Raw genomic sequence first — 23733 nt, forward strand, 5'->3', positions numbered from 1 at the left:
GTTTAGATTAGAAGATCAAAGTCGGCTTTCAAGCCTGTGACTGCGATGTGTACAGATCGAACAGCTTAAACGACGGCTTGGCCGTCTGCGACTTGTCGCTTGGCGAGAAGACGATGCGACGGCTTTCTCCCGCAGCCAGATCGAAGAGGTTGTCAAAATAGCGCCCGGCGATATCGGCTTCCACCATGACAAAAAGCGCAAGACCTTGCGCCTGAACCTCCACCTCGAAGTCACCATTGTCCAGCGCCGTTACCCGATGGCTGAGACCCGATGGTTGCAGATCGAGCGCCTTGTAGGTATCTCGCACGTGATGCCCCTCGCCCAGCATGCCGTTGGAGGCGATGAAATTCCAGGAGAGCAGCGCGCCGGTTGGAATTTGATCCAGGTCGATCTCGGTCAAGAGCGAGGCGGCATCCGGTCCGCAGGTGCCGCTGGCAGATTTCAGCGGAATCCGAACGCCGTCGAGCGCCAGCGCGAAGATGTTCATGTCGATTTCGACGTCATCCAACGTATCGTTGACCATGGAGAAGCGAACCGACTTACCGTCTTCAGACGGAACGGCTGACACGGCGACCGGCTGGAAGAAGCGCCGTGCCGCATAATGAAGGGCTTTCCAGCTACCGCCATAGTCGAGGCTCGACCACGAGGCGACCGGCCAGGTGTCGTTCAGCTGCCAATAGAGCGTGCCCATGCAATGGGGTTTGAGCGAACGCCAATATTCGACGGCCGTCTTGATGGCGAGCGCCTGTTGCACCTGGCTGACATAGACGAAGTTCTCGAAGTCCTTCGGGAAGCGGAAATAGCGGAACATCGTTGCGGCAATGCGCTCATTGCCGCCCGCATTCTTCTGGTGGAGCTCGATCACAGGCGACGCGATGTTCATGTCCTTGTTGTCCGCATAGGTGCGGATAATCGGCATGGACGTATAGGACTGAAAACCGAACTCCGAGCAGAACCGCGGACGCACCGTCCGGTAATCATCGAAGGATTTGTTCTCGTGCCAGACGGACCAGTAATGCATGTCGCCCGAACCATCCGCGTGCCATGCATCGCCATAGTCCAGATAACCGGAGGCCGGGCTTGACGGCCACCAGATGGCCGACGGGGCCGCCTTCCTCAGCGCGCGCTCGATGGTGCGGTTGAGGCGATCATAGGCGACAAGATAGCGGTCGCGATTGTTGCGGGACTCTTCGAACCAGTTAAGCGCTCCAACGAGTTCATTGTCGCCGCACCAGAGCGCGATCGAGGGATGCGAGGCCAGCCGCTTTACCTGGTAATCGACCTCGAGCTCGACATTGTCGAGGAAGTCTTCGGTGCAAGGGTAAAGATTGCAGGCAAACATGAAATCCTGCCATACCATCAGGCCCAACCGGTCGCAGAGATCATAGAACCAGTCCGGCTCGTAGAAGCCACCGCCCCAGACGCGGATCATGTTCATATTGGCTTCGACCGCGGACAGAAGCAGGTCTTCCGTCTTTTCTGCACTTGAGAGCGAAAACAGCGCGTCCGAAGGGATCCAGTTCGCGCCGCGGCAGAAGATCTCACGGCCATTAACGCAAAGCGTAAAACGGCTGCCGGCCTCATCCTTGTCGGTCAAAAGCTCGACTGTGCGCAAGCCGATCTGACGGGTCATCGTCTCGTCTGGCAATTCGACGCTCAGCGTATAGAGCGCCTGCTCGCCGCTGCCTGCCGGCCACCAGAGCTTGGGATTCTCGACGAAGAACACCTGGCGGATGACAGTTTCGCCGGCAGAGACGCCACAATCGAGGCGTAGCCGTTCATCGCCGAGCGACAGATGCACGGGCAGACTGGCAGGCTGGGCGGCATGGAGTGTCACCTCGACATGCAGTTCAACACCGCCATCCTTATGATGCTGCGTGGTCGTGACATGCTCAATGCGCGCTGTCTCAAGCCGGCGCAGCATGATGTTTCCATAAATACCGAGTGGCGCTATCGCGATGTTCCAATCCCAGCCGAAATGGCACTGCGGTTTTCGCAGAAGATTGCCGTTGGGGATGGGTGAGTTGCCCGGGTGATACGGCACATAAAAAGGCTGAGCCGCCTGGCGGTCCGCGCCTGCCTTTATGCTGGAATGGAAATGGATGCGGATGACGTTTTCACCCGGCTGGAGAGCCGAGGACACGTCCGGTCGGTAGCGACGGAAACAATTGTCGGCTGCAAGCACCGGCACATCATTGACGAAGACGACGGCCACCGTGTCGAGATTGTCGATATCGAGATACCAGTCGGCATCGACATCATCGACCGTAAAACGGCGCTCGATGATCCAGTCGCGATGCGCCACCCACTGCACGTCGTTCTCGTTACGGCCAAAGTAGGGATCGGGAATGATCGATGCCTCATGGAGCGCCGTATGGACGTCACCCGGGATCGTTATGGTGGTTGCATGATCACCCTCGGCCGATGCCAGACGCCACTGGCCTGAAAGATCGATAACGAGATCGCTTGCGTAAGTTGATGCCATTTTCACTGCCTTGCTTATTACGCAACGGCCATGGCGTTGCGACTCCATCCACTGTCAGCAATGCGGTCAAAACGAGTCGTCGCTCTTTCCGCAGCCATGAAAAATCAGATCGAGAATTCCTCCGGGCAGAAACGTTATCGTAAAAAACTATGACCGTCACGCCCGAAAAGTTCGATCAACACACATCGGGATTTACGTCAGCCAAGATCAAGCGTAAGAAATCAACATATATTTTGAATATCAGCTAACTAGAAGAGTTTTTTAAGATCATTTGGAAACAAATCATCCCCTTGTTGTCGTCAATATGTCCTACTATCTCCCCTTCTCACACCAACCTTTCAACCTCTCTCACGCCATCCAACCTGCATCGTTTCAGACGCTCCAAGTCACAAGCCGTACCGGTTACGACACCTTGAGCTTTGCAATGGAATAAAACCGCACTACGATGCCCGTCCGGTTATGGGAGGCGGCGGCAAATGAACGATAGCACGGACATAGAAGCAGGCGGCCAAGCGCTTTCGTCCAATGAACGCCCGACGCTGAAGACCATTGCCTATATGACGGGTCTCGGCATCACTACAGTCTCCCGCGCCTTGAAAGACGCACCCGATATCGGGGCGGATACCAAGGAGCGCGTGCGGCGTGTCGCCCGCCAGATCGGCTATCAGCCGAACCGTGCCGGCGTTCGCCTTCGCACCGGAAAGACCAATGTCATTGCGCTGGTTCTCAGCGTCGATGAAGAGTTGATGGGTTTTACCTCGCAGATGGTCTTCGGCATCACCGAGGTTTTGACCAACACACCCTACCATCTTGTCGTCACACCCCACACGCATGCCAAGGACACGATGACCCCAATCCGCTACATTCTGGAGACGGGATCGGCAGATGGCGTCATCATTTCCAAGGTCCGCCCCGAAGATCCACGCGTGCGCCTGATGACCGAGCGCAACATGCCCTTCGCCACCCATGGCAGAAGCAGCATGGGCATCGATCACCCCTTTCATGACTTCGATAACGAAGCCTATGTCTACGAGGCGATGAAGCGCTTAGCCCAGTGCGGCAGGAAACGCGTGGCCGTGCTGCTGCCGCAAAGCCAGTTCTCCTATCACGACTTTGCCCGTCGCGGATTTGAGCGTGGATTGAAAGACTTTGGGATCACTGAGTTCGCCCTGCCCAATATCAACAACGACACGCCTTTGGAGGAGCTGAAGCAGGAAACGGCACGGTTGATGAGCGGCAGCGATGTGCCGGATGGCATCGTGTCGATCAGTGGCAGTTCGACGATTGCGATCGTGGCCGGGATCGAAGCGAGTGGCAAGAAGGTCGGAACGGATGTGGATATCGTGTCGAAACAGTCAGCCGACTTTCTCAACTGGCTCCGACCGGAAATCCATACAATGAACGAGGATATCAAGCTGGCGGGTCGCGAGCTTGCCCGTGCCGTGCTGGCACGCATAGAGGGCAGACCGACGTCAGAACTTCAGACGATCAGCAAGCCCGTCTGGTCCAGCCATACGCCGAAGCTGTAACACACTCGTCAGCCTGTCCTGACCCTCGCCTCGAAAGCCTCGAATGGCCGTACCGCCGATGCCAGATCTTCGGCGATCAAGCCCGGCCCAAGCCTCTGCCCCATCTCCCCATGCAACCAAACGGCCGCAGCGGCAGCTTCGAATGCCGGCACCTGCTGCGCCAAAAGCGCGCCGCAGATACCGGCCAGCACATCGCCAGATCCCGCAGTCGCCAGCGACGAGGGTGCGTTGGTGTTGACGCTTGCCCGACCGTCGGGAGCTGCAATCACCGTATCGGCTCCCTTGTAGATGATGACGGCATTGCTGCATTTGGCAGCGGCTTGCGCCTTTTCGATTTTGCTTAGTGTGGCATCCGCATGAATATCCGGGAACAGTCGTGCAAACTCGCCCTCGTGCGGCGTCATGATCCTGGGCGCGTCTTCGGAAAAGAGCGAAATGAGCTTGAGAGTATCATCCTTGAAGGCCGTAATCCCATCGGCATCGAGCACGAGCGCGCGATCCTTGAGGAGCGCTACGAACGCTCTGGCTTTTTCCAGATCGCCAAAACCAGGCCCGAGAACATAAGTCCCATGGCGTGCGTCTTCAGCCCATTCCCCGAGAGCGTCTCCATCGTCGATCGGTGTCACCATCACCGCCGTGAGTGTCGCCGAAAGAACGGAGATCGCCTCTTGTGGAGCCGCGATCGTCACGATCCCGGCGCCTGCCCGCAAGCCGGACATCGCCGTCATCCGCGCGGCCCCTGTCGAATGGGACGGACCTGCGAAGACCGTCAGATGACCGCGTTTGAACTTGTGCGTCTCCACATCATCATGGACAAGATAACTCTTCCAAAGATCGGGGGAGTTTTCCCATAGAGCTCCAACATTCGCTTCGACGATGCGTCGAGGAATGCCGATATCGAACACCTCCAGCGCACCGCAAAACTCGCGTCCCGGCATCAGCATATGACCCGGCTTCTTTGCCACGAAGGTTACTGTCCGGGCAGCCTTGAATGCAGAGCCGAGGGCAACACCCCGGCGGCCGCAGAGCCCCGAGGGAAGATCAATCGCAATGACTGGTGTTCCTGCGTGCCCCACAGCGCGAATAACCGCAGCAACTTCCGGCGGAACTTCGCGCGAAAGCCCTGCCCCGAAAATCCCGTCGATGACCACGTCGCCATCACGCGGGGTGAATGCGGCGAGCGATTGATTGCCGATATCGCCCGAAACATCGATCCACGCCTCATAAGCCTGCTGGGCGGCACCTTTGAGCTTGACCACATCGCCGAACACGAACACCGCGACATCCGCCCCCGCTTCACGAAGAGCGCGAGCGGCAACAAAACCGTCGCCGCCATTGTTGCCTGCTCCACAAAGCACAGCGTATCGGCGCGCTTCAGGATAGTGCCGCAATGCGCAAGCAGCGACCGCTTGTCCTGCGCGCTCCATCAGCGAGATGATGGAAATCCCGCTGGCTTCAGCGGCGGCATCAATGCGGCTCATAGCAACCGGATCGACCAAACGATATTGAACGGAATGAGTCATAATTCGCACCTCATCGGAAAATGCGGCGAAACGCAACCGGCGCTTTTTAAGGCAAGAAAGAAAGACTAAAAATAAGTCAAATGATCATTTTTTTAGCAACCACACGACATCGGGGCGTGTAGGCTAACGAATTGTAATTGTGGCCGCTTCAGATGAATTCTGCCATATTTGGCGCGGTTGGTGAGCATGTTGTGGACTCAACATGCTCAGACCGCGCGGAATTGTTCCCTTCGACGTCAGATTTCGCAGATTTTTTATCCAAAGCGGCTTCCGATCTGGCACGATACGTGCATTCTTGTGGCGGAGCGGACAGACCGCTTTAACGGGAGAAGCGGAGAGATATTTTCTCATGAAAAAGATCGAAGCGATCATTAAGCCTTTCAAGCTCGATGAAGTGAAGGAAGCCCTTCAGGAAGTCGGCCTCCAGGGAATAACGGTTACGGAAGCCAAGGGCTTTGGTCGTCAAAAAGGCCATACTGAACTTTATCGCGGCGCAGAATATGTCGTCGACTTTCTGCCGAAGGTGAAGGTCGAGGTGGTGCTTGCAGATGAAAATGCGGACGCTGTGATCGAAGCGATTCGCAATGCCGCTCAGACAGGGCGCATCGGCGACGGAAAGATTTTCGTCTCGAATGTGGAAGAAGTTATCCGTATTCGTACGGGTGAAACGGGTGTTGACGCCATTTAAAAAAAGACGAGCCGAAAAAGGCTCATGCTTCACCGGGTTGAACATTACCACTCAAGGAAAATTGCTATGACCACCGCCAATGATATCTTGAAGCAGATTAAGGACAACGATGTAAAATTCGTCGACCTGCGCTTTACAGACCCAAAGGGCAAGCTGCAGCACGTCACCATGGACGTGGCCTGCGTGGACGAGGACATGTTTGCCGACGGCGTCATGTTCGACGGCTCCTCCATCGGAGGATGGAAAGCCATCAACGAGTCCGACATGGTGCTGATGCCGGATCCAGCCACCGTTCATATGGACCCGTTCTTCGCGCAGTCCACCATGGTCATCATCTGCGATATTCTCGATCCGATCTCCGGCGAATCCTACAACCGCGACCCGCGCGGCACGGCCAAGAAGGCTGAAGCCTACCTCAAGGCGTCGGGTATCGGTGACACGGTTTTCGTTGGTCCCGAGCCTGAATTCTTCGTCTTCGACGACGTGAAGTACAAGGCCGATCCCTACAATACCGGCTTCAAGCTCGACTCGTCCGAACTGCCATCCAACGACGATACGGATTACGAGACCGGCAACCTTGGTCACCGTCCGCGCGTCAAGGGTGGCTACTTCCCAGTACCACCTGTCGATAGCCTCCAGGACATGCGTTCCGAGATGCTGACGGTTCTTGGCGAAATGGGCGTGGTCGTTGAAAAGCACCACCACGAGGTCGCCTCTGCGCAGCACGAACTCGGCGTCAAGTTCGACACCCTGGTCTCCAGCGCCGACAAGATGCAGATCTACAAGTATGTGGTCCACCAGGTCGCAAACGCCTACGGCAAAACCGCAACCTTCATGCCGAAGCCCATCTATGGCGACAACGGCTCGGGCATGCACGTTCACCAGTCTATCTGGAAGGGCGGCAAGCCAACCTTCGCAGGCGATGAATATGCCGGCCTCTCCGAGACCTGCCTCTATTACATCGGCGGCATTATCAAGCACGCCAAGGCGATCAACGCCTTCACCAACCCGACGACCAACTCCTACAAGCGTCTGGTCCCGGGCTATGAGGCGCCGGTTCTGCTCGCCTACTCGGCACGCAACCGCTCGGCATCGTGCCGCATTCCGTTCGGCTCCAACCCGAAAGCAAAGCGCGTCGAAGTCCGCTTCCCGGACCCGACCCAGAACCCATATCTCGGCTTCGCCGCCATGCTGATGGCAGGCCTCGACGGCATCAAGAACAAGATCCATCCCGGCAAGCCGATGGACAAGGATCTTTACGACCTGCCGCCAAAGGAACTGAAGAAGATCCCAACGGTCTGCGGCAGCCTGCGCGAAGCGCTCGAAAGCCTCGACAGGGACCGCAAGTTCCTGACCGCTGGTGGCGTGTTCGACGACGACCAGATCGATGCCTTCATCGAACTGAAGATGCAGGAAGTCATGCGTTTCGAAATGACCCCGCACCCTGTCGAATTCGACATGTACTACTCGGCTTAAAGGTTCGCGTGAGGCGCTCTTCGGAGCGCCTCTCTCAAACCTTACGCCATCCTGGCAGGATATATGCCCATCGAACGACTTGAGGCGCCCTGCGGGGCGCCTTTCTCTTTCCAACGAGCAGGTCGCCGATGAGTAGTCTGCTCACATGCGAAAACTGGAAATGCCCATGAGCCCCGCCCCGTCCCCTCGCCTGCGTGACTGGCTGATCTTTCTGGCCGTTCCCTTCTTCTTCTCCAGCAATGTGATATTCGGGCGCGGCATCAGCGGCGAAGTCTCACCCTTTACCACGGCATTTCTGCGTTGGTCGCTATCCACCCTTTTCGTGCTACCCTTCATCCTGGGCGACTGGCGCGCCTGCGTCACCTTCATCCGCAAGAAGACAATGCTCTGGTTTGTGCTCGGCGCGCTTGGCATGGCGGTGTGTGGTGGCGTGGTCTATTGGGGCCTGACAAAAACCTCGGCCGCCAACGGCACGCTGATTTACACCACATCCTCGCTCTTCATCATCATCTTTCAGCGCATCTTCCAGGCTCGACCGATCAGACGGCTTGAACTCATTGGTATGCTCATTGCCTTTGCCGGCGTGGCGGAGATCGTTCTGAAGGGAGATATCTCGCAACTATGGGCATTGAATTTCAACATTGGCGATCTCGCAATCTTGAGCGGCGCCATCGCCTTCGCAATCTACTCCCTGCTGCTGCGTGATCCCGCCGCGCGCGATCTCGCATCGCTGAGCCTCTTTGGCACGATCGCCTTTTCCGGCGCTCTTGTTCTGGCACCACTCGCTGGCATAGAACTTTTCAACGGCGGCCTTTTACCCTCGACGCCGACGGCCTGGGCAAAGATTGGTGGTATCATTCTCTTTGCGTCGATTGCGGCCTTCTACTGCTTCACGCATACGGTCCGCGTGTTCGGACCGGTTACAGCCGGCATTACGCTTTACATGATGCCGCCAGTATCCATCGTCATGGCCGTGTTGTTTCTTGGCGAGACATTCGAACCATATCATGCGGTGGGCATTATACTTGTGACAGGAGGCGTGGTTCTCGCAACGGCACCTTTGGGAAAAATCCGCTGATAGGCGCTTGAGACCGCTACATCTTGATATTTCCGCATCATACCCCAAATTATACGGGGAAAGGATGACATGCCATGAAACAACGAAACGCAAAATTTACGATCGGTGAAGTCGTTCGCCACAAGGTGTTTCCGTTCCGCGGTGTGATATTCGACGTTGATCCCGAATACGCAAATACCGAGGAATGGTGGAACGCGATCCCGGCTGAGATCCGCCCCGACCGCGACCAGCCCTTCTACCACCTGCTGGCGGAAAACGATGAGACGGAATACGTCGCATACGTCTCTGAGCAGAACCTTGTGCATGACGAGAGCGAGCAGCCATTGCGCAATCCGAATATCACCCGGATATTCGACACCACTCCCAATGGTGAACTCAGGCCAAAGTCGGCCATGACGCATTGAGCCAGCAAGCCCCAAAACCCAGACACGAAAAAACCGGCCTCAAACGAAGCCGGTTCTTTTTTTTGATCTCTGCAGATCAGATTAGTTTGCAGGCTTGGCCTTGGCAGCGTCCTGTGCTGCTTCCAGCTTCTTGCGGGCTTCCTCAGCCTTCTTCTGCATGCCTTCCTGCAGCGAACGCTGGCTTTCGGCAAGCTGAGACTGGCTGATCGGCTGGCCGTCATAAGCACCGGTGAAGCCGTTCAGCGCAATCTTGATCGGGTTCGGAGCGCGACGGAAGTTGATCGAGGTGAAGACGACTTCGTTGCCCTTCTTCAGGCTTGCAATCATCGCATCCGTCAGCTGCACTTCAGCGGTGCACTTGTCTGGAAGGCAGACGGCGTAATCGAGCTTCTGGCCCTTGCCGCCATCGATCTGCATGACGACGCCCGGAGGCAGAAGACGTGCAGTCGGGACGGACACCTGAAGGATCTTGCGGTTGACCTTGCCTTCGACGCTGATCAGGCCAACGGCGGTGATCATCTGGCCGTTCTGGGCAAGAACGATATTCTGCACGACGCAAACATCATTGTCTTCCTGCTTGCTGCAGGTCTTGAACCAGCCCAGCGGCGGAGCGCCTGCCGGAGCGGCAGCCTGCTGAGCCTGAGAAACAGCCGGTGCAGACACGGCGCCCAGAGAAAGAACGAGAGCAGACAGGGCCGCCCGGGTGAATGTGTTTGCAGTTTGCATCATAAGAGTTCCGTCTCCTGAATTTATGCGAAGCAGCGCTTCATGTGAGCACCGCTCAACATCGCCGGTATCCGTCTGCCCGTTCCACTGTCGTTTAAATGAGGCAAATGCGTGACCCGAGTGTTTCGGGACTCCTGTTACATCCCGATCGACCTGATATCCAGCATTTCTTTTACTTTTTCCTTGTATCCGACAAGATTTCCATGATCGGATGCCCCTGTCCGCTGTGATAGATTTGCGCGGGAATCAAACAAGACAGGCGATTTGAGTTCAGGTCCCACGACCTTGGAATCAACAGCCCGAATGCGACAGGATAGTGACATGCGAAGCCTTTTGGCGCTCATTCCCGCCCTTCTTATCTCCGGCATGGCGATGGCTGAACCGCTTCACGGCATTTCGATGCATGGCAAACCCGCCCTGCCGGCGGACTTCAAGAACCTTCCTTATGTCAATCCGGACGTCAAGAAAGGCGGACGCGTCTCCTACGGCGTCGTCGGCACATTCGATGCGCTCAATCCCTTCGTTTTGAAGGGTATGCGCACCACCGCGCGTGGCGTTTGGGACCCGGAATTCGGCAATCTTCTTTATGAACCGCTGATGCAGCGCTCCCATGACGAGCCCTTCACCCTATACGGCCTGCTGGCGGAAAGCGCCGAATGGGACGATGAGCGAACCTACATCCAATTCAACCTCAATCCGAAAGCCCACTGGCAGGATGGCAAGCCCGTCACGCCGGAAGATGTGATCTTCAGCTTCAATCTTTTGAAGGAAAAGGGTCGTCCGCCTTTCGACAGCCGCCTGAATGGCGTTGCCAAGATGGAAAAGGTGGGCGAGCGCAGCGTTCGCTTCACCTTCAATGAAAAAGCCAATCGCGAGACACCTCTCATCCTGGCATCCTCCACGCCGATCCTGCCCGCCCACGCCATCGATGCCAAAACCTTCGAGCAGGCAGGCCTCGGGCCGGTGATCGGCTCCGGTCCCTATCGAATCAAGACCCTGCGACCTGGCGAACAGATCGTCTGGGAACGGGACAAGAATTATTGGGGCAAGGATATTCCCTCGAAGATCGGTTTCGATAATTACGACGAGATCAGCGTCACCTACTTCCTGCAGGTGACGACGATGTTCGAAGCCTTCAAGAAGGGCGATATCGACATCTATCCGGAAGGCGATGCAATCAACGGTACCTCTGATACCTCCCACTGGGGCCAGGCTTATAATTTCCCGGCGGTTCAGCGGGGCGACATCTCGAAAGATGTTTTCGAACCGGGCCTACCGTCTGGCATGTTCGGTCTGGTCTTCAACACCCGTCGCCCTATGTTTGCCGACGAGAAGGTGCGTGAGGGACTGTCCTACGTGCTCGATTTCGAGTGGATGAACCGAAACATTCTCGGTGGCGCCTTCAAGCGAACCCAAAGCTACTGGCAGAACTCCAAGCTCGGTGCCTATGGCAACCCGGCCAACGAAAAGGAATTGGCGCTGCTCGGCGACGCCGCAAAGCGTCTGCCGCCGGAGATCCTGGCAGGCACCTACGAAATGCCGACGACCGACGGAACGGGCGCAGATCGCACCGTCCTGAAGAAAGCCGTCTCCAAGCTCGGTGAGGCTGGCTTGACCATCAAGAACGGCAAGATGGTCGATAAGGATGGCAGGCCGCTGAGCTTCGAGCTCATGACGCAAAACCCTGCTCAGGAGCGTATTGCGCTTGCCTACCAGCGTTCTCTGAAGCTGATCGGCGTCGATATGGCGATCCGCTCCGTGGATGACGGGCAGTATCAATCCCGCTCGAATAGCTTCGATTATGACATGATCATCCGTTCCTTCCCGTCGTCCTTGTCGCCGGGTGCAGAACAGATCAATCGCTGGGGCTCGGTCTCGAAAAATGCCAACGGCAGTTTCAATTATGCCGGCGTTGCGGACCCGGATGTCGACCGGATGATCGAGGCCTTGCTGCAGGCCCGTGAGACGGAAGATTTCGAGGTTGCCGTGCGCGCCTATGATCGGCTTCTGACGGCTGGCCACTATGTGATTCCGCTCTACTATATCGGTGCACAATGGGTAGCCCGCTGGAAATATATCGACCGGCCGGAGAAGACCCCGCTCACCGGAAACCAGAAGCAGACATGGTGGGACGCGCGCGCGCAGTAGAAGGCTTGCGCCGCTCCACCAGTGACGGTTCCCTTTTGGTAACGCCTTGTGCCGTAAGCACAGACTATCTAGATGAGGCGTTATTCAAACACAGGAAGGAACAGCACCATGCAACGCATTGTCATCGACATCGTCTCGGACATGGTGTGTCCCTGGTGCTATCTCGGAAAAGCGCGTCTCGATCTGGCCCTGGCTGAAGTTCAGGACGAAGTCAGCGTCGACATCAACTGGCGTCCATATCAGTTGAACCCGGATTATCCGCCGGAAGGAGTCGATCAGAAAGTCGAGTTGGAAAAGAAACTCGGCGGCAAGGATCGCGTCGAACAGGCCCATAAGATGCTCACCGAACTCGGTCGTGAAGTGGGTATTGCCTATGATTTCGAGGCGATCAAAATCGGTCCGAACACGCTTGACGCGCACCGGCTTTCGCTCTGGGCGCATGCCGAGGACCGCGCGCTTCAGGACAGAATCGTCACGGCACTGTTCAAGGCAAACTTCGAAGAAGGCCGCAATATCGGCGATCATGCCGTGCTGATCGACGTCGCAGGTAAATGCGGTATGGACCGCGAACTCGTATCCCGCCTACTGGCGTCAGATGCTGATAAGGATACGATCAAGGCCGAGATTGATGCGGCGCAGCAAATGGGCGTTTCCGGGGTCCCGTTCTTTATCCTGGATCAGAAATACGCCGTCAGCGGCGCACAAACGCCGGACGTGCTTATTAATGCACTGCGGGATATTGCCAAAATGAAAGCGGAAGAGCATAGGGCAATGAACTGATCGCAGCGCCCGAAATGGCGTGAGTAGCGCCTCGTCGCCGCTGCGATTTTCGACCCAGTAATCCAGCGGTGATTTCGTGCCAGACAGCAGGTTGAAGGGCATATTGCTCGCCTTTGCCGCCTTCGCGGCCTATGCTTTCAGCGATGCAAGCGTAAAACTTATCGACGGGCAACTCCCACCCGTCGAATCGGGCTTCTTCGGAGCGTTCTTCGGGCTGCTCGCACTCCCCTTCATCCGCAAGCGTCACGATGCCTGGACAGATATCGTCCGCACGACGAACCGGTCTCTCTGGCTTTTGCGGTTCTTTGCCACCGGTGCCAGCACCATCGGCAGCGTCGTCGCATTTACCCATCTTGCCATGGCGGAAGCCTTTGCCCTGATTTTCCTCCTGCCCTCCTTCGTCACCATCATGTCGGTCATCTTTCTAAAGGAGCAGGTCGGCATCAAGCGGTGGTCGGCGGTCATCATCGGCTTCGCCGGCGTTCTCATCATCTTGAGACCGGGCTTCCGCGAACTCTCCATCGGTCATCTCGGGGCGATCATTGGCGGCATGGGCGGGGCGATCTCCATCGTCATCTTCCGCGCGATCGGGCCACGGGAAAAGAACATCTCGCTTTATGGAGCGGGCCTGCTTGGCTGCCTTGCTGTCTGCGGCGTGTTGATGATTCCCACCTTCACGCTTCCGAACGCCGAACAATGGCTGATGCTGGCTGGCTACGGCCTGCTGGCGGCGCTTGCCAATGTCCTCATCATGTATGCCGCGCAATATGCGCCCGCAGCGGTGATCGGCCCGACGCAGTACAGCCAAATGCTCTGGGCCATTCTTTTCGGATACCTGATCTTCGGCGACAGGATAGACGGCTGGATGCTCGTCGGCATCGCACTGATCGTGGGCTCTGGCCTGCTGACGCTGATGCGCGAAAAACAGCGGAACGTGCCACTGCCAAACTCTGTTGCTGCATCGGACCAGAATGTAACGGCCGTTATGTTGCCGGATGAAAAAACGGAGGCGGGCCGATAGTCGGCCCGCCCCGTTTATAACCACTTGATTGAAAAATTTTATTTATTTTCGTCTTACAATATCAGCTCACATCAACAGCAATATCATTCACATCAATCGCAGACACGGACGCGATACATGTCGCCAAATCCGTCCTGACGCCATGCAACATGGCAACGGGGATAGACGGGCTCGTAAACGACAGGGGGCGGGCCGTAATAGGTGGGTTCGGCGTAAACAGGCGTGCCATAAACCGGCCTGTCATGCGCAGCAGACAGCAATGCGCCGCCTACGAGTGTACCAGCAATACCGGCGGCAAGGCCGCGGCCGAAATTGTTGCGTGCTTCAGCTTGGCTGGTGGTGGCAATTGTGGTGCCCGCAATTGTCAAAGCAACCAGACCAGCGGTGACAAATCTGTTCTTCAATGTCCACATAGTCCTGCTCCTTAAAATCTGTCAGCACATCGTCCTGTGCTGATGAGGATGAGACTACGCCCCGGAAGACTACCGATACATGTCCGTTTGATTAATTCCCTGTAAGGAATCTCAAGGACGCGATTTTTCTTACTTGCGTCAGGATTTCGCCAGTTCCGCAAGCTGTGTCATGATCATCGCCGCGCCGGCCAGGCGCTTTTCAGGCGTCGGCAGATCGCGGGTGAGGAACACGCTGTGGTCAGGCCTGATCTTTGCCATGGAGCCCTGCTTGGCGATGTAGCCAACGAGTGCCGCCGGGTTCGGGAACTCCTTGTTGCGGAACTGCACGACGACGCCCTTCGGACCGGCATCCAGCTTCTCGACATTGGCGGTACGGCAGAGCGACTTGACGTAAACGATCTTCAAGAGATGCTGCACTTCCTTCGGCAGCGGCCCGAAGCGGTCGATCATTTCCGCGCCGAAGCCGTCGATCTCGTTGAGGTCCGTCAATTCGCCCAGGCGACGGTAAAGCCCCATGCGCAGGTGCAGGTCAGGCACATAGCTTTCCGGAATCATCACGGAGGTACCGACGGAGATTTGTGGCGACCAGCCGGTGTCGATAACGTCGTCCTCGCCCTTCACCTCGGCAACCGCTTCTTCCAGCATCTGCTGGTAAAGCTCGAAACCGACTTCCTTGATATGGCCGGATTGCTCTTCGCCAAGCAGATTGCCGGCACCGCGAATATCGAGATCGTGGCTGGCAAGCTGGAAGCCCGCACCGAGCGTGTCGAGCGACTGAAGCACCTTCAACCGGCGCTCGGCCATCGTCGTCAGCACCTTGTTGACCGGCAGCGTGAAGAGCGCAAAGGCGCGAACCTTGGAACGCCCGACACGACCACGTAGCTGATAGAGCTGTGCCAGACCGAACATGTCCGCGCGGTGGACGATCAGCGTATTGGCGGTCGGCACGTCGAGACCGGATTCAACGATGGTGGTGGACAGAAGCACATCATATTTGCCGTCATAGAAAGCATTCATGATGTCTTCCAATTCCCCCGCCGGCATCTGCCCATGGGCAACTGCGACCTTCAGCTCGGGCACATCCGATTGCAGGAAGGCTTGAATGTCCGCCAGATCGGCCAGACGCGGGCAGACATAGAAGCTCTGCCCGCCGCGATAATGCTCGCGCATCAAAGTTTCGCGGATGACAAGTGGATCGAAAGGCGAAATGAAGGTGCGAACCGCCATGCGGTCGACCGGCGGCGTGGTGATCAACGACAGTTCGCGCACACCCGTCATTGCCAATTGCAAGGTGCGGGGGATTGGCGTTGCGGATAGTGTCAGAACGTGAACATCGCTCTTCAACTCCTTCAGCCGCTCCTTGTGCTTGACGCCAAAATGCTGCTCTTCGTCGATGATCAGAAGGCCGAGATTGGCGAAGGTGATCCCCTGCCCCAGAAGCGCATGCGTGCCGACAACGATATCGGTCTTGCCTTCCGCTACTTCCTTCTTGACGAGATTGAGCTCCTTCGCGCCGACCAGGCGCGACGCCTGCTGTACGCGGATCGGAAGTCCACGGAAACGCTCTGAGAAGGTGCGGAAATGCTGACGTGCCAGAAGCGTGGTCGGCACGACGACGGCCACTTGAACGCCATTCATGGCCGCAAGGAAGGCCGCGCGCAGCGCCACTTCCGTCTTGCCGAAGCCCACATCGCCGCAGATCAGGCGGTCCATGGGCCGGCCGGCACCAAGATCGTCCCGGATCGAGTCGATGGCATTCATCTGATCTTCAGTTTCCTCATAGGGGAAACGCGCGGCAAACTCGTCGTAGAGGCCATCGGGTGCCGTCAAAACCGGCGCCTGGCGCACGAGACGAGCGGCAGCAATCCGAATGAGATCGCCTGCCATATCGAGGAGGCGTTTCTTGAGCTTCGCCTTGCGCATCTGCCATGCGCCGCCGCCAAGCTTGTCAAGCTGGGCTTCCGCCGCATCCGAACCGTATCGGGACAGAAGATCGATATTCTCGACCGGCAGGAACAGCTTGGCATCGTCGGCGTAATGCAGTTCAAGGCAGTCACGCGGAGCACCGGCGGCCTCGATGGTGCGGAGCCCGACGAAGCGACCGATACCATGTTCGGCATGCACGACGAGCGATCCTTCGTCCAGTCCCGCTACTTCCGAAATGAAGTCGGCACCGCGCTTGCGGCGTTTGGAGCGGCGCACCATGCGGTCGCCAAGGATGTCCTGTTCGCCGATAATGGCGAGATTGCTCGTACCGAGGGTCGTCTCAAAACCGGCTTCGAGGCTGAGAACCGCCGATGCCGCCTCGCCCTTTGCGAGTTTCTCGATCTCTTTGAGTGATGAGATCGGCTTGATTTTTTCAAGCCCGTGCTCGTTCAAAACCTGCAAGAGGCGGTCCAGCGACCCTTCCGACCAACCGGTGATCAGAACCTTCCAGCCCTTGGACCGGCGCTCGGCAATGTGTTTGACTGCCAGATCAAAGACATTGATGCGGTCTTCGCTGCCGCCTTCGGCCGGAGGCTTTGCCCAGCGAGGACCCACATGTGCATCGAGAGTGGCCACTGGCCTGTCGTTGGAGTCCTGCTCATTGAAGGGCGTCAGGCGCACGGCATTGACGGCGTTCAGCGCCTCATCGAAGCTCTTGCCGCCGAGGTAGAGTTGGCTGGGTGACACCGGCTTGTAAGGCGCGCCCTGCGTGGCACCCTTGGTCTGGCCGGAATTGCGCCGCGCCTCGAAGTAATCATGCACGAGCTTGGAGCGCTCGACAGCCGCCTCGCGCGCGTTGTGATCGGTGACGATGCGGAAGCCTTGCAGATAGTCGAATGCGGTTTCCAGCTTCTCGTAGAAGAGCGGCAGCCAGTGCTCCATGCCGGCATAACGTCGGCCTTCCGAGACAGCCTGATAGAGTGAATCGTCACGGGTGGCGGCGCCGAAGAGCGACAGATAATTCTTGCGGAAGCGGCTGATCGTATCCGGCGTCAGCGTCACTTCACTCATCGGGCTGAGATCGAGCGAGCGGGCCTGGCCAATGGTGCGCTGGCTGGCGGGATCGAAGGTGCGTATGCTCTCCAGCGTATCGCCGAAGAAATCAAGACGCACCGGCTCTTCCGTGCCGGGAACGAAGACATCGAGAATACCGCCGCGCACGGCAAATTCGCCGACCTCGCGAACCGTCGCAACACGGTCGAAACCGTTACGCTCCAGACGCGCGGCGATCTCTTCCATGCGGATCTGATTACCCGGCTTGGCGGAGAAAGCCAGACTCTCGATGACATCGCGCGGCGCCATCTTTTGCAGCATCGCATTGACCGTGACGAGCACGATGGCCGGATGCGGCTTCTTTTGATGCTGGATGAGGCCGGAAAGCGCTGCCAGCCGGCGCGCGGAAGTATCCGCACTCGGGGACACGCGGTCGTAGGGAAGGCAGTCCCACGCGGGCAACGTCAGAACCGGAATGTCCGGGGCCACGAACCCAAGGATCTGCTCGAGATCTGCAACGCGGTGTCCGTCCGATACGACATAGGCAACGGATGTTCCACCGCGCGCCATATCTGCCAGGAGAAGCGCCTCCACTCCGGACGGCACATTTCCAATGGTCAGCGGCGTATCGGCCGATGCCACCAGCTTCACATCAATCCCGGCGATCATAAATCAGGCTTTCGTTGTCTCGGATGTGACCGGATCGAAGTCCGGGCGATAAGAGGCGATTTTCATGAAGAGAGGCGTCTGGAATTTTTCAGGGATCGGCAGAGCGCCCGTCACCATCTTGACGAGGTCGTTGTCCTCCTCAGCCATGATCACTTCCAGCTCGTCGAGTTCTGCATCTGAAAGATCGCCGATATTGTCTTCGGCGAACTGGCCCAAAACCAGATCCATTTCGCGAATGCCGCGGTGCCAACAGCGATAGAGAATCCGCCGGCGTCTCGGTTCGAGGTCGGCACTCGTGCGCACCAGTCCAGTCATCGCAGTCACCTGTTTGTTGGAAATTCAACAAATTGTTGATTTTCGTTCTCCTATAGAACAGGACAGGAACGCTTGGGAACCGCTATTTGTGCAAATATGCGGCACAGGGCATAAAAACTGCCGGTGATAAACGCGCTTTATCGGTGTCGCGCTATTGCAATGGGGACAGCCTTCCCCGATTTTGCAGCCCATGCGCCCCGCCATACTCGATCCCCTGTTTGCCACAGTCTCTTCGCTTGCCGGCGTCGGGCCGAAGCTTGCCGATCTGTTGGCAAAACTTTTGGGCCGCGAGAACGCCGAAGACACCCGCGTTATCGATCTGCTGTTTCATGCGCCGTCCAATATCATCGACCGGCGTAACCGCCCGGGCATCGCGCTTGCACCGCAGGGCGCCATTGTCACCATTCAGGGACGCATCGACCGGCACCAGCCTGCGCCGCCCGGCAATCGCTCGGCACCCTATCGTGTCTTCCTGCATGACGAGACAGGCGAACTGGCGCTGACCTTCTTCCGCGCGCGCGGCGACTGGCTATCAAAGGCGCTTCCTGTCGATGAAGAGGTGATGGTCAGCGGCAAGATCGACTGGTTCAATGGCCGCGCCTCCATGGTTCATCCGGATTTCATGGTGAAGGTCTCGGAGGCCGACAATCTGCCGCTGGTCGAAGCCGTCTATCCGATGACGGCCGGTCTTTCGCCCAAGATATTGAAGCGTTCCATCGATAGCGCGTTGCAGCGCCTGCCGGTCTTCCCCGAATGGATCGACGAGACGCTTGCCACACGCCAAAGCTTCCCGCATGTGGCCGATGCCTTCCGCGATTTGCACGATCCACGCGACACTGTCGATATCGATCCGCAGGCCCCTGCCCGCCGCAGGCTTGCCTATGACGAGTTCCTGGCCGGACAGCTTTCGTTGGCACTGGTCCGACAGAGACTGCGCAAGGTCGCGGGTCAGCCGATCCGCGCCAAGGGAGATTATGCAGCGCGCATTCTGGCAGGCCTGCCCTTTTCGCTGACCGCAAGCCAGAACGCTGCGGTGAAGGATATTCTGACCGACATGGCAGGCGAAGACCGCATGCTCCGCCTGCTTCAGGGCGATGTCGGCGCGGGCAAGACGCTGGTGGCCCTGATGGCGATGGCAACGGCTGTGGAGGCCGGTGGCCAGGCCGTACTGATGGCGCCGACGGAAATTCTGGCGCGCCAGCATTTTGCAACGATGACGAAGTACGCCGCCGCCGCCGGCATCTCCTGCGAGGTTCTGACGGGCAGAACCAAGGGCAAGGAGCGCCGCGAAATCGAGGAGCGCATCGCATTCGGCGAAGCACAGATCGTGATTGGCACGCACGCCCTGTTTCAGGACAGCGTGTCCTACAAGAACCTCGTTCTTGCGGTGGTGGATGAGCAGCATCGCTTCGGCGTGCATCAACGCCTTCGTCTCACCGCCAAGGGCATCACGCCGCATATGCTGGTCATGACGGCAACACCCATTCCCCGCACGCTGGTTCTCGCCGCCTTCGGCGATATGGATGTCTCCAAGCTGACTGAAAAGCCCGCAGGCCGAAAGCCGATCCAGACGGTGACCATTCCCAATGAGCGGATCGGGGACATCGTCGACCGGCTGCGCAGCGCTTTGGCAGAGGGCAAGAAGGCCTACTGGATTTGCCCTCTGGTCGAGGAATCGGAGGAATCGGATCTCATGTCGGCAGAGGAACGACATGCGGTGCTCTCGCAGTCCTTGCGCGCCAATATCGGCCTCATCCATGGGCGGATGAGCGGGCCTGAGAAAGATGCTGCGATGCTTGCCTTCAAAAGCGGCGAAACGCGCCTGCTTGTGGCAACCACTGTCGTCGAAGTGGGCGTGGATGTGCCGGATGCCACGATCATGGTCATCGAGCACGCCGAGCGTTTCGGCCTTGCCCAACTTCACCAGCTGCGCGGTCGTGTCGGACGTGGCGACGAGGCCTCCACCTGCATATTGCTGTACAAGGGTCCGCTCAGCGAGAACGGCAAGGCGCGGCTCTCTATCCTGCGCGATAGCGAGGACGGCTTCCTGATTGCCGAAGAGGATCTGAAGCTGCGCGGCGAAGGAGAACTCCTCGGCACCCGCCAATCCGGCACGCCGGGCTTTCGCATAGCGAGCCTCGAGGCGCATGCCGATTTGCTGGAGATCGCCCGCAAGGATGCAGCCTATATGATAGAAAAAGACGCCGAGCTTGTGAGCGAGCGCGGCAAGAACCTCAGAACCCTGCTTTATCTCCATCGCAGGGACGAAGCCATCCGCTTCCTCCACGCAGGCTGATACACTCATGACAATCACACCCAACCCGCCACCGGCCTTCCAGAAGGGCTTTGCCCTGTGTTCGCCTGAAAACATTCTTCAACCGAAGACCTTCGCCAAGAGCGAGAAGAAGGCGATCGCAAAAGGCTTTAAGAAGCCCGGCCGCAAGCAAGCCTGGGCAGACGCTCTGGAACAGGGCTGGAGCGTCAGGCTCGTCTATATGCGCCTCTTCGTGCCCGTGTTTCATTCCACCACGTCCGGCGCGCAGGAATTCGAAGAGATCGACGACGATTGATATGCGTAAAAGAGCCGCGCCGAATGTTTTCGGCGCGGCTCTTTTTATGCGTAGATTCAAAAAGGTAAAGCGTTCTTTGTGCGTCCAATTAGGACGCACGGCGCTTTAGCGCTTGGCAACGCCCGGCAGCGTCACGCGGAACACCTGGAACATGGTGTCCACATCCGCATCACCTTCCGCCTTGTAAGACTTCCCAACCTGGAAACCGTCTTGCGTCAGGAAGTCGTTGTCATTGGCGACGAAGAGGAAATAATCATCCGGTGCGGAAGCATCGAGGACGCTTGCAATCGACATGGCCTCCCACTTCTCCGACAGGTTGTTCTTGTCGTTCGCGGCGCCATTGTGCAGGCCGAAGCGGGCAAGGTCCTTGGCGTCGTTGAGATCGATGAAGTCATGCAGAGCGGCTGGCTTGATGGCGCTATCCAGTACACCCTTGGGCGCAACCGGCTTCACATCGTCGAATTCGCCACCGGCGATGTCCGTCGCGCCGGAGAGATCCACGAGTTCTATTCTGCGGTAGACCGATGTATCGCCCTTCATGCCCTGACCATTGTTGCTGTCACGCGCCAGCATCAGGAATGCCTTGTCCGACAAAGCCAGGATTTCGCTCTGTGCTGCGACAAGCTTCTTATCCTTGCCCTCGAACTTCGGCAGCGGCACGACATATTCATGCACGAGCTTCAGGTGATCGACATCGCTCGCATCATAGACAAGTGCGCGGGTGTGATCGCGGGTCGATGAGGAATCGCCGCCATCCTGACGGGTTGCCGATTGCAAAACGGCGATGAGGTATTTGCCATCCGGGGTCAGCGACATGCCTTCCAGACCCTGATTGTTCTGGCGCCCAGTTTCGGGGTCCTTCGGATCGGGCTTCTTACCGCCTTCGCCAACGTTGTTGGAAGAGAAGTTGATCTCACCCTTGCGCATCGGCAGCAGCGCCTTGGGCGGTTGCGTGGCCGAGATCATCTTACCGTCGGCAGAGAAGTGATAGATATACGGGCCGTACTCGTCGCTGATGAGGAACGAGCCGTCGGCCAGACGCACCACCGCCTCGGCATCGAGAGAGACTTTGCCTGTAGACGCGAAAGGCAGCACAGGTGTGGCGCCGCTCGCCGGACGGGTACCGGCCTCAGGATCGAGGCCCGTCATGTTCTTGCCCTGCTCATCGGTCAAAAGCAGCGTATCGGCAAGCGTTGCCTGAACACCCGTCTGCTGCTTGTCCGCAGCCACATCACCGCCCGTTGCGGGCATCAGCGTCACATCGATCTTGTTGATACGGGCATTGTAGTCCGTCGTTCCTTCGACATTGTAGCCACGGTCCGGCAGCAGCCAGAGGGAACCGCGATAGCCATCGCCTTCCTTCTTCCAGCTGGTGACATCGATCGCCATGCCCGAGCCGGAGCCAAAGGTTTCGCCGAACTTGTCGCGCTGGCTGGCGGGGATACGACCAACGGCGACCAAGCCCTTGCTCGCGTAGCTGACGCCGTTTGCAGCAGCGGTGGTTTCAGCCATCACGGCAGCAGGAAACATGAAAATCGATGCCGCCAAGGCGGCAGCAAGCCGGCGAGAGGCAGAAGAACGGAATGATGTCATGGAACGGTATCCTTGAGAAAACAAAGAAAGACGAAGTCTTCGACACAGCATGTAGCGCGGGCGCACCGTGTTCCGGTTCGTGAAGAAGCCTGCTCCCTGGTACCTGTCTCTAAGATCGATCCATGACACTTGCATGACGGCTGAGGTTTATGGCGTTAGCGAGCTTAGACGAGCTTTCGGTCGCCGGCCGCAAACTTTGCCTTGAGAAGGCATTCGTCATATTCGGACTGCGCGGTGGAATCGAAGACAATCCCGCCACCGACATTGAAGGTCGCGCGCCCATCGTCGAAAAGGGTGATGGTGCGGATCGCGACCGAAAACCGCATGTCACCCTTTGGTGAAATCATGCCGATCGCGCCGCAATAGACGTCGCGAGGCCCGACCTCCAGGTCATGCAATATCTCCATCGCCCGCATCTTCGGTGCTCCTGTTACCGAGCCGCAGGGAAAGAGTGCTGCAAAAATGTCGGCGATCGTCATGTCCGGCAGGAGCTTTGCGCGCACATGGCTGACCATCTGGTGCACGGTCGGATAGGTCTCGATTTCGAAGAGCTTTGGCACATCCAGAGTACCGACTTCTGTGATCCGCGAAATGTCGTTGCGCAGCAGATCGACGATCATGCGGTTTTCTGCGAGCGTCTTCTCGTCCTTGCCCATAGCGGAAATGATTGCTGCATCCTCATCAGCCGACGCTCCGCGCTTGACCGTACCCTTCATCGGATGGGTCTCGATCCAGCTGTCCGCATTGACGGAGAAGAAGAGTTCCGGCGAACGTGAAAGGATGACGGGTCCGTCCAGGTGAACCAGCGCACCGTATTTGACTGGCTGTCGCTCGATCAGAGACCAGAAGGCGAGAAGCGGATCTCCATGCCACCGACCAGTGACAGGCATGGTAAGGTTAGCCTGGTAACAATCTCCTTGGCGGAGATGCTGATGCAGTCGATTGAACTGTTTCTCGTAGTCAGCAAAGGTCCATGACGCCGTGAGATCGCTCAAAAAATCGTCAGGCGCCATAAGTTTCAATGGCTTGGATGCCGCACTTGTATCACCGGATGGTGACGAAAACACACCAAAGCACAATAGCGGGCAAGCCCGATCTTGCTCTGCGAGAGGCCTCAGCTTGGGCTCGAAAAGGTATCCTGCCTCATAGGACATATAGCCGGCTAAATATTTTCCGCTTGTTCTGGCGGCCTGCATTCTTTCAAGCGCGGGAAAGACGTCGCTGGCCTCATGCGCAACGATAATCTCCTCCGGCTCCGTAAACAGCGTCACGGTGCCGGTCGTATCGTCACGAAAAAGAACGTAAGGCGCATCTAGCATTCAGCTATCCGATGATG

The 23733-nt window shown here is 57.7% G+C and carries 18 protein-coding genes; 10 read left to right on the forward strand and 8 right to left on the reverse strand.

The annotated features are described in order from the left end of the window. Window positions 1-28 precede the first annotated feature (28 nt). Window positions 29-2485 carry a beta-mannosidase gene (locus PVA19_RS11000; RefSeq protein WP_274102444.1) on the reverse strand — a complete coding sequence of 819 codons (2457 nt, stop codon included), beginning with the start codon at window positions 2483-2485 and terminating at the stop codon, window positions 29-31. A gap of 476 nt (window positions 2486-2961) precedes the next feature. On the opposite strand from PVA19_RS11000, the gene PVA19_RS11005 reads away from it, so the two are divergent. Next, a complete protein-coding gene (locus PVA19_RS11005; RefSeq protein WP_274102445.1) occupies window positions 2962-4014 on the forward strand; it encodes a LacI family transcriptional regulator in 1053 nt (350 codons plus the stop codon). Window positions 4015-4022: 8 nt separating this feature from the next. Here the strand turns inward: PVA19_RS11005 and PVA19_RS11010 are convergent, their stop codons facing one another. After that, window positions 4023-5537 (reverse strand): NAD(P)H-hydrate dehydratase, encoded by a 1515-nt coding sequence (locus tag PVA19_RS11010; protein ID WP_274102446.1) that lies wholly within the window; start codon window positions 5535-5537, stop codon window positions 4023-4025. A gap of 349 nt (window positions 5538-5886) precedes the next feature. Here PVA19_RS11010 and PVA19_RS11015 point away from each other — a divergent pair, with 349 nt between their 5' ends. The 4 genes from PVA19_RS11015 (at window position 5887) to hspQ (ending at window position 9183) form a co-directional block, all read left to right on the forward strand. Further along, the gene (locus PVA19_RS11015) at window positions 5887-6225 is read left to right on the forward strand and encodes a P-II family nitrogen regulator (RefSeq protein ID WP_007753933.1); all 339 of its coding nucleotides are present in this window, start codon (window positions 5887-5889) and stop codon (window positions 6223-6225) included. A 66-nt stretch (window positions 6226-6291) separates the two neighbouring features. Then, a complete protein-coding gene (gene glnA, locus PVA19_RS11020) occupies window positions 6292-7701 on the forward strand; it encodes a type I glutamate--ammonia ligase (protein ID WP_062437373.1) in 1410 nt (469 codons plus the stop codon). A 160-nt stretch (window positions 7702-7861) separates the two neighbouring features. Beyond that, window positions 7862-8779, forward strand: coding sequence for a DMT family transporter (locus PVA19_RS11025; RefSeq protein ID WP_274102447.1), 918 nt, complete (start codon window positions 7862-7864; stop codon window positions 8777-8779). Window positions 8780-8853: 74 nt separating this feature from the next. Then, window positions 8854-9183: a heat shock protein HspQ gene (gene hspQ / locus PVA19_RS11030; RefSeq protein WP_062437371.1), complete on the forward strand. Its 330-nt coding sequence runs from the start codon at window positions 8854-8856 to the stop codon at window positions 9181-9183. An 81-nt stretch (window positions 9184-9264) separates the two neighbouring features. Here the strand turns inward: hspQ and PVA19_RS11035 are convergent, their stop codons facing one another. After that, window positions 9265-9912, reverse strand: coding sequence for an invasion associated locus B family protein (locus tag PVA19_RS11035; RefSeq protein ID WP_062427402.1), 648 nt, complete (start codon window positions 9910-9912; stop codon window positions 9265-9267). 318 nt (window positions 9913-10230) lie between these two features. Between PVA19_RS11035 and PVA19_RS11040 the strand changes: the two genes are divergently transcribed. The 3 genes from PVA19_RS11040 (at window position 10231) to PVA19_RS11050 (ending at window position 13858) form a co-directional block, all read left to right on the forward strand. After that, entirely contained in the window at window positions 10231-12057 is a 1827-nt protein-coding gene (locus PVA19_RS11040; RefSeq protein ID WP_153311496.1) for an extracellular solute-binding protein, read from the forward strand. 108 nt (window positions 12058-12165) lie between these two features. Next, window positions 12166-12837 carry a DsbA family oxidoreductase gene (locus PVA19_RS11045; protein ID WP_144620743.1) on the forward strand — a complete coding sequence of 224 codons (672 nt, stop codon included), beginning with the start codon at window positions 12166-12168 and terminating at the stop codon, window positions 12835-12837. A gap of 76 nt (window positions 12838-12913) precedes the next feature. Beyond that, window positions 12914-13858 carry a DMT family transporter gene (locus PVA19_RS11050; RefSeq protein WP_113265743.1) on the forward strand — a complete coding sequence of 315 codons (945 nt, stop codon included), beginning with the start codon at window positions 12914-12916 and terminating at the stop codon, window positions 13856-13858. A 92-nt stretch (window positions 13859-13950) separates the two neighbouring features. Here the strand turns inward: PVA19_RS11050 and PVA19_RS11055 are convergent, their stop codons facing one another. The 3 genes from PVA19_RS11055 to PVA19_RS11065 form a co-directional block, all read right to left on the reverse strand. Then, window positions 13951-14271: a hypothetical protein gene (locus tag PVA19_RS11055; protein ID WP_062427406.1), complete on the reverse strand. Its 321-nt coding sequence runs from the start codon at window positions 14269-14271 to the stop codon at window positions 13951-13953. Window positions 14272-14409: 138 nt separating this feature from the next. Further along, complete coding sequence (mfd, locus tag PVA19_RS11060) at window positions 14410-17919, reverse strand: transcription-repair coupling factor (protein WP_274102448.1); 3510 nt, start codon at window positions 17917-17919, stop codon at window positions 14410-14412. Window positions 17920-17922: 3 nt separating this feature from the next. Next, window positions 17923-18234 (reverse strand): FAD assembly factor SdhE, encoded by a 312-nt coding sequence (locus PVA19_RS11065; protein WP_062427408.1) that lies wholly within the window; start codon window positions 18232-18234, stop codon window positions 17923-17925. A 190-nt stretch (window positions 18235-18424) separates the two neighbouring features. On the opposite strand from PVA19_RS11065, the gene recG reads away from it, so the two are divergent. Continuing rightward, complete coding sequence (gene recG, locus PVA19_RS11070) at window positions 18425-20530, forward strand: ATP-dependent DNA helicase RecG (protein WP_274102449.1); 2106 nt, start codon at window positions 18425-18427, stop codon at window positions 20528-20530. A gap of 7 nt (window positions 20531-20537) precedes the next feature. After that, on the forward strand, window positions 20538-20804 hold the full coding sequence (locus tag PVA19_RS11075) for a hypothetical protein (protein ID WP_113265740.1): 267 nt from the start codon (window positions 20538-20540) through the stop codon (window positions 20802-20804). A gap of 105 nt (window positions 20805-20909) precedes the next feature. On the opposite strand, the gene PVA19_RS11080 is transcribed toward PVA19_RS11075, so the two are convergent. Together PVA19_RS11080 and PVA19_RS11085 are read right to left on the reverse strand one after the other, a co-directional pair. Then, the gene (locus tag PVA19_RS11080; protein ID WP_274102450.1) at window positions 20910-22397 is read right to left on the reverse strand and encodes an esterase-like activity of phytase family protein; all 1488 of its coding nucleotides are present in this window, start codon (window positions 22395-22397) and stop codon (window positions 20910-20912) included. Between the two features lie 164 nt (window positions 22398-22561). Further along, entirely contained in the window at window positions 22562-23716 is a 1155-nt protein-coding gene (locus tag PVA19_RS11085) for an aminodeoxychorismate synthase component I (RefSeq protein ID WP_274102451.1), read from the reverse strand. Window positions 23717-23733 lie beyond the last annotated feature (17 nt).

The organism is Agrobacterium sp. CNPSo 3708 (assembly GCF_028674915.1).
GTDB lineage: Bacteria > Pseudomonadota > Alphaproteobacteria > Rhizobiales > Rhizobiaceae > Agrobacterium > Agrobacterium cavarae.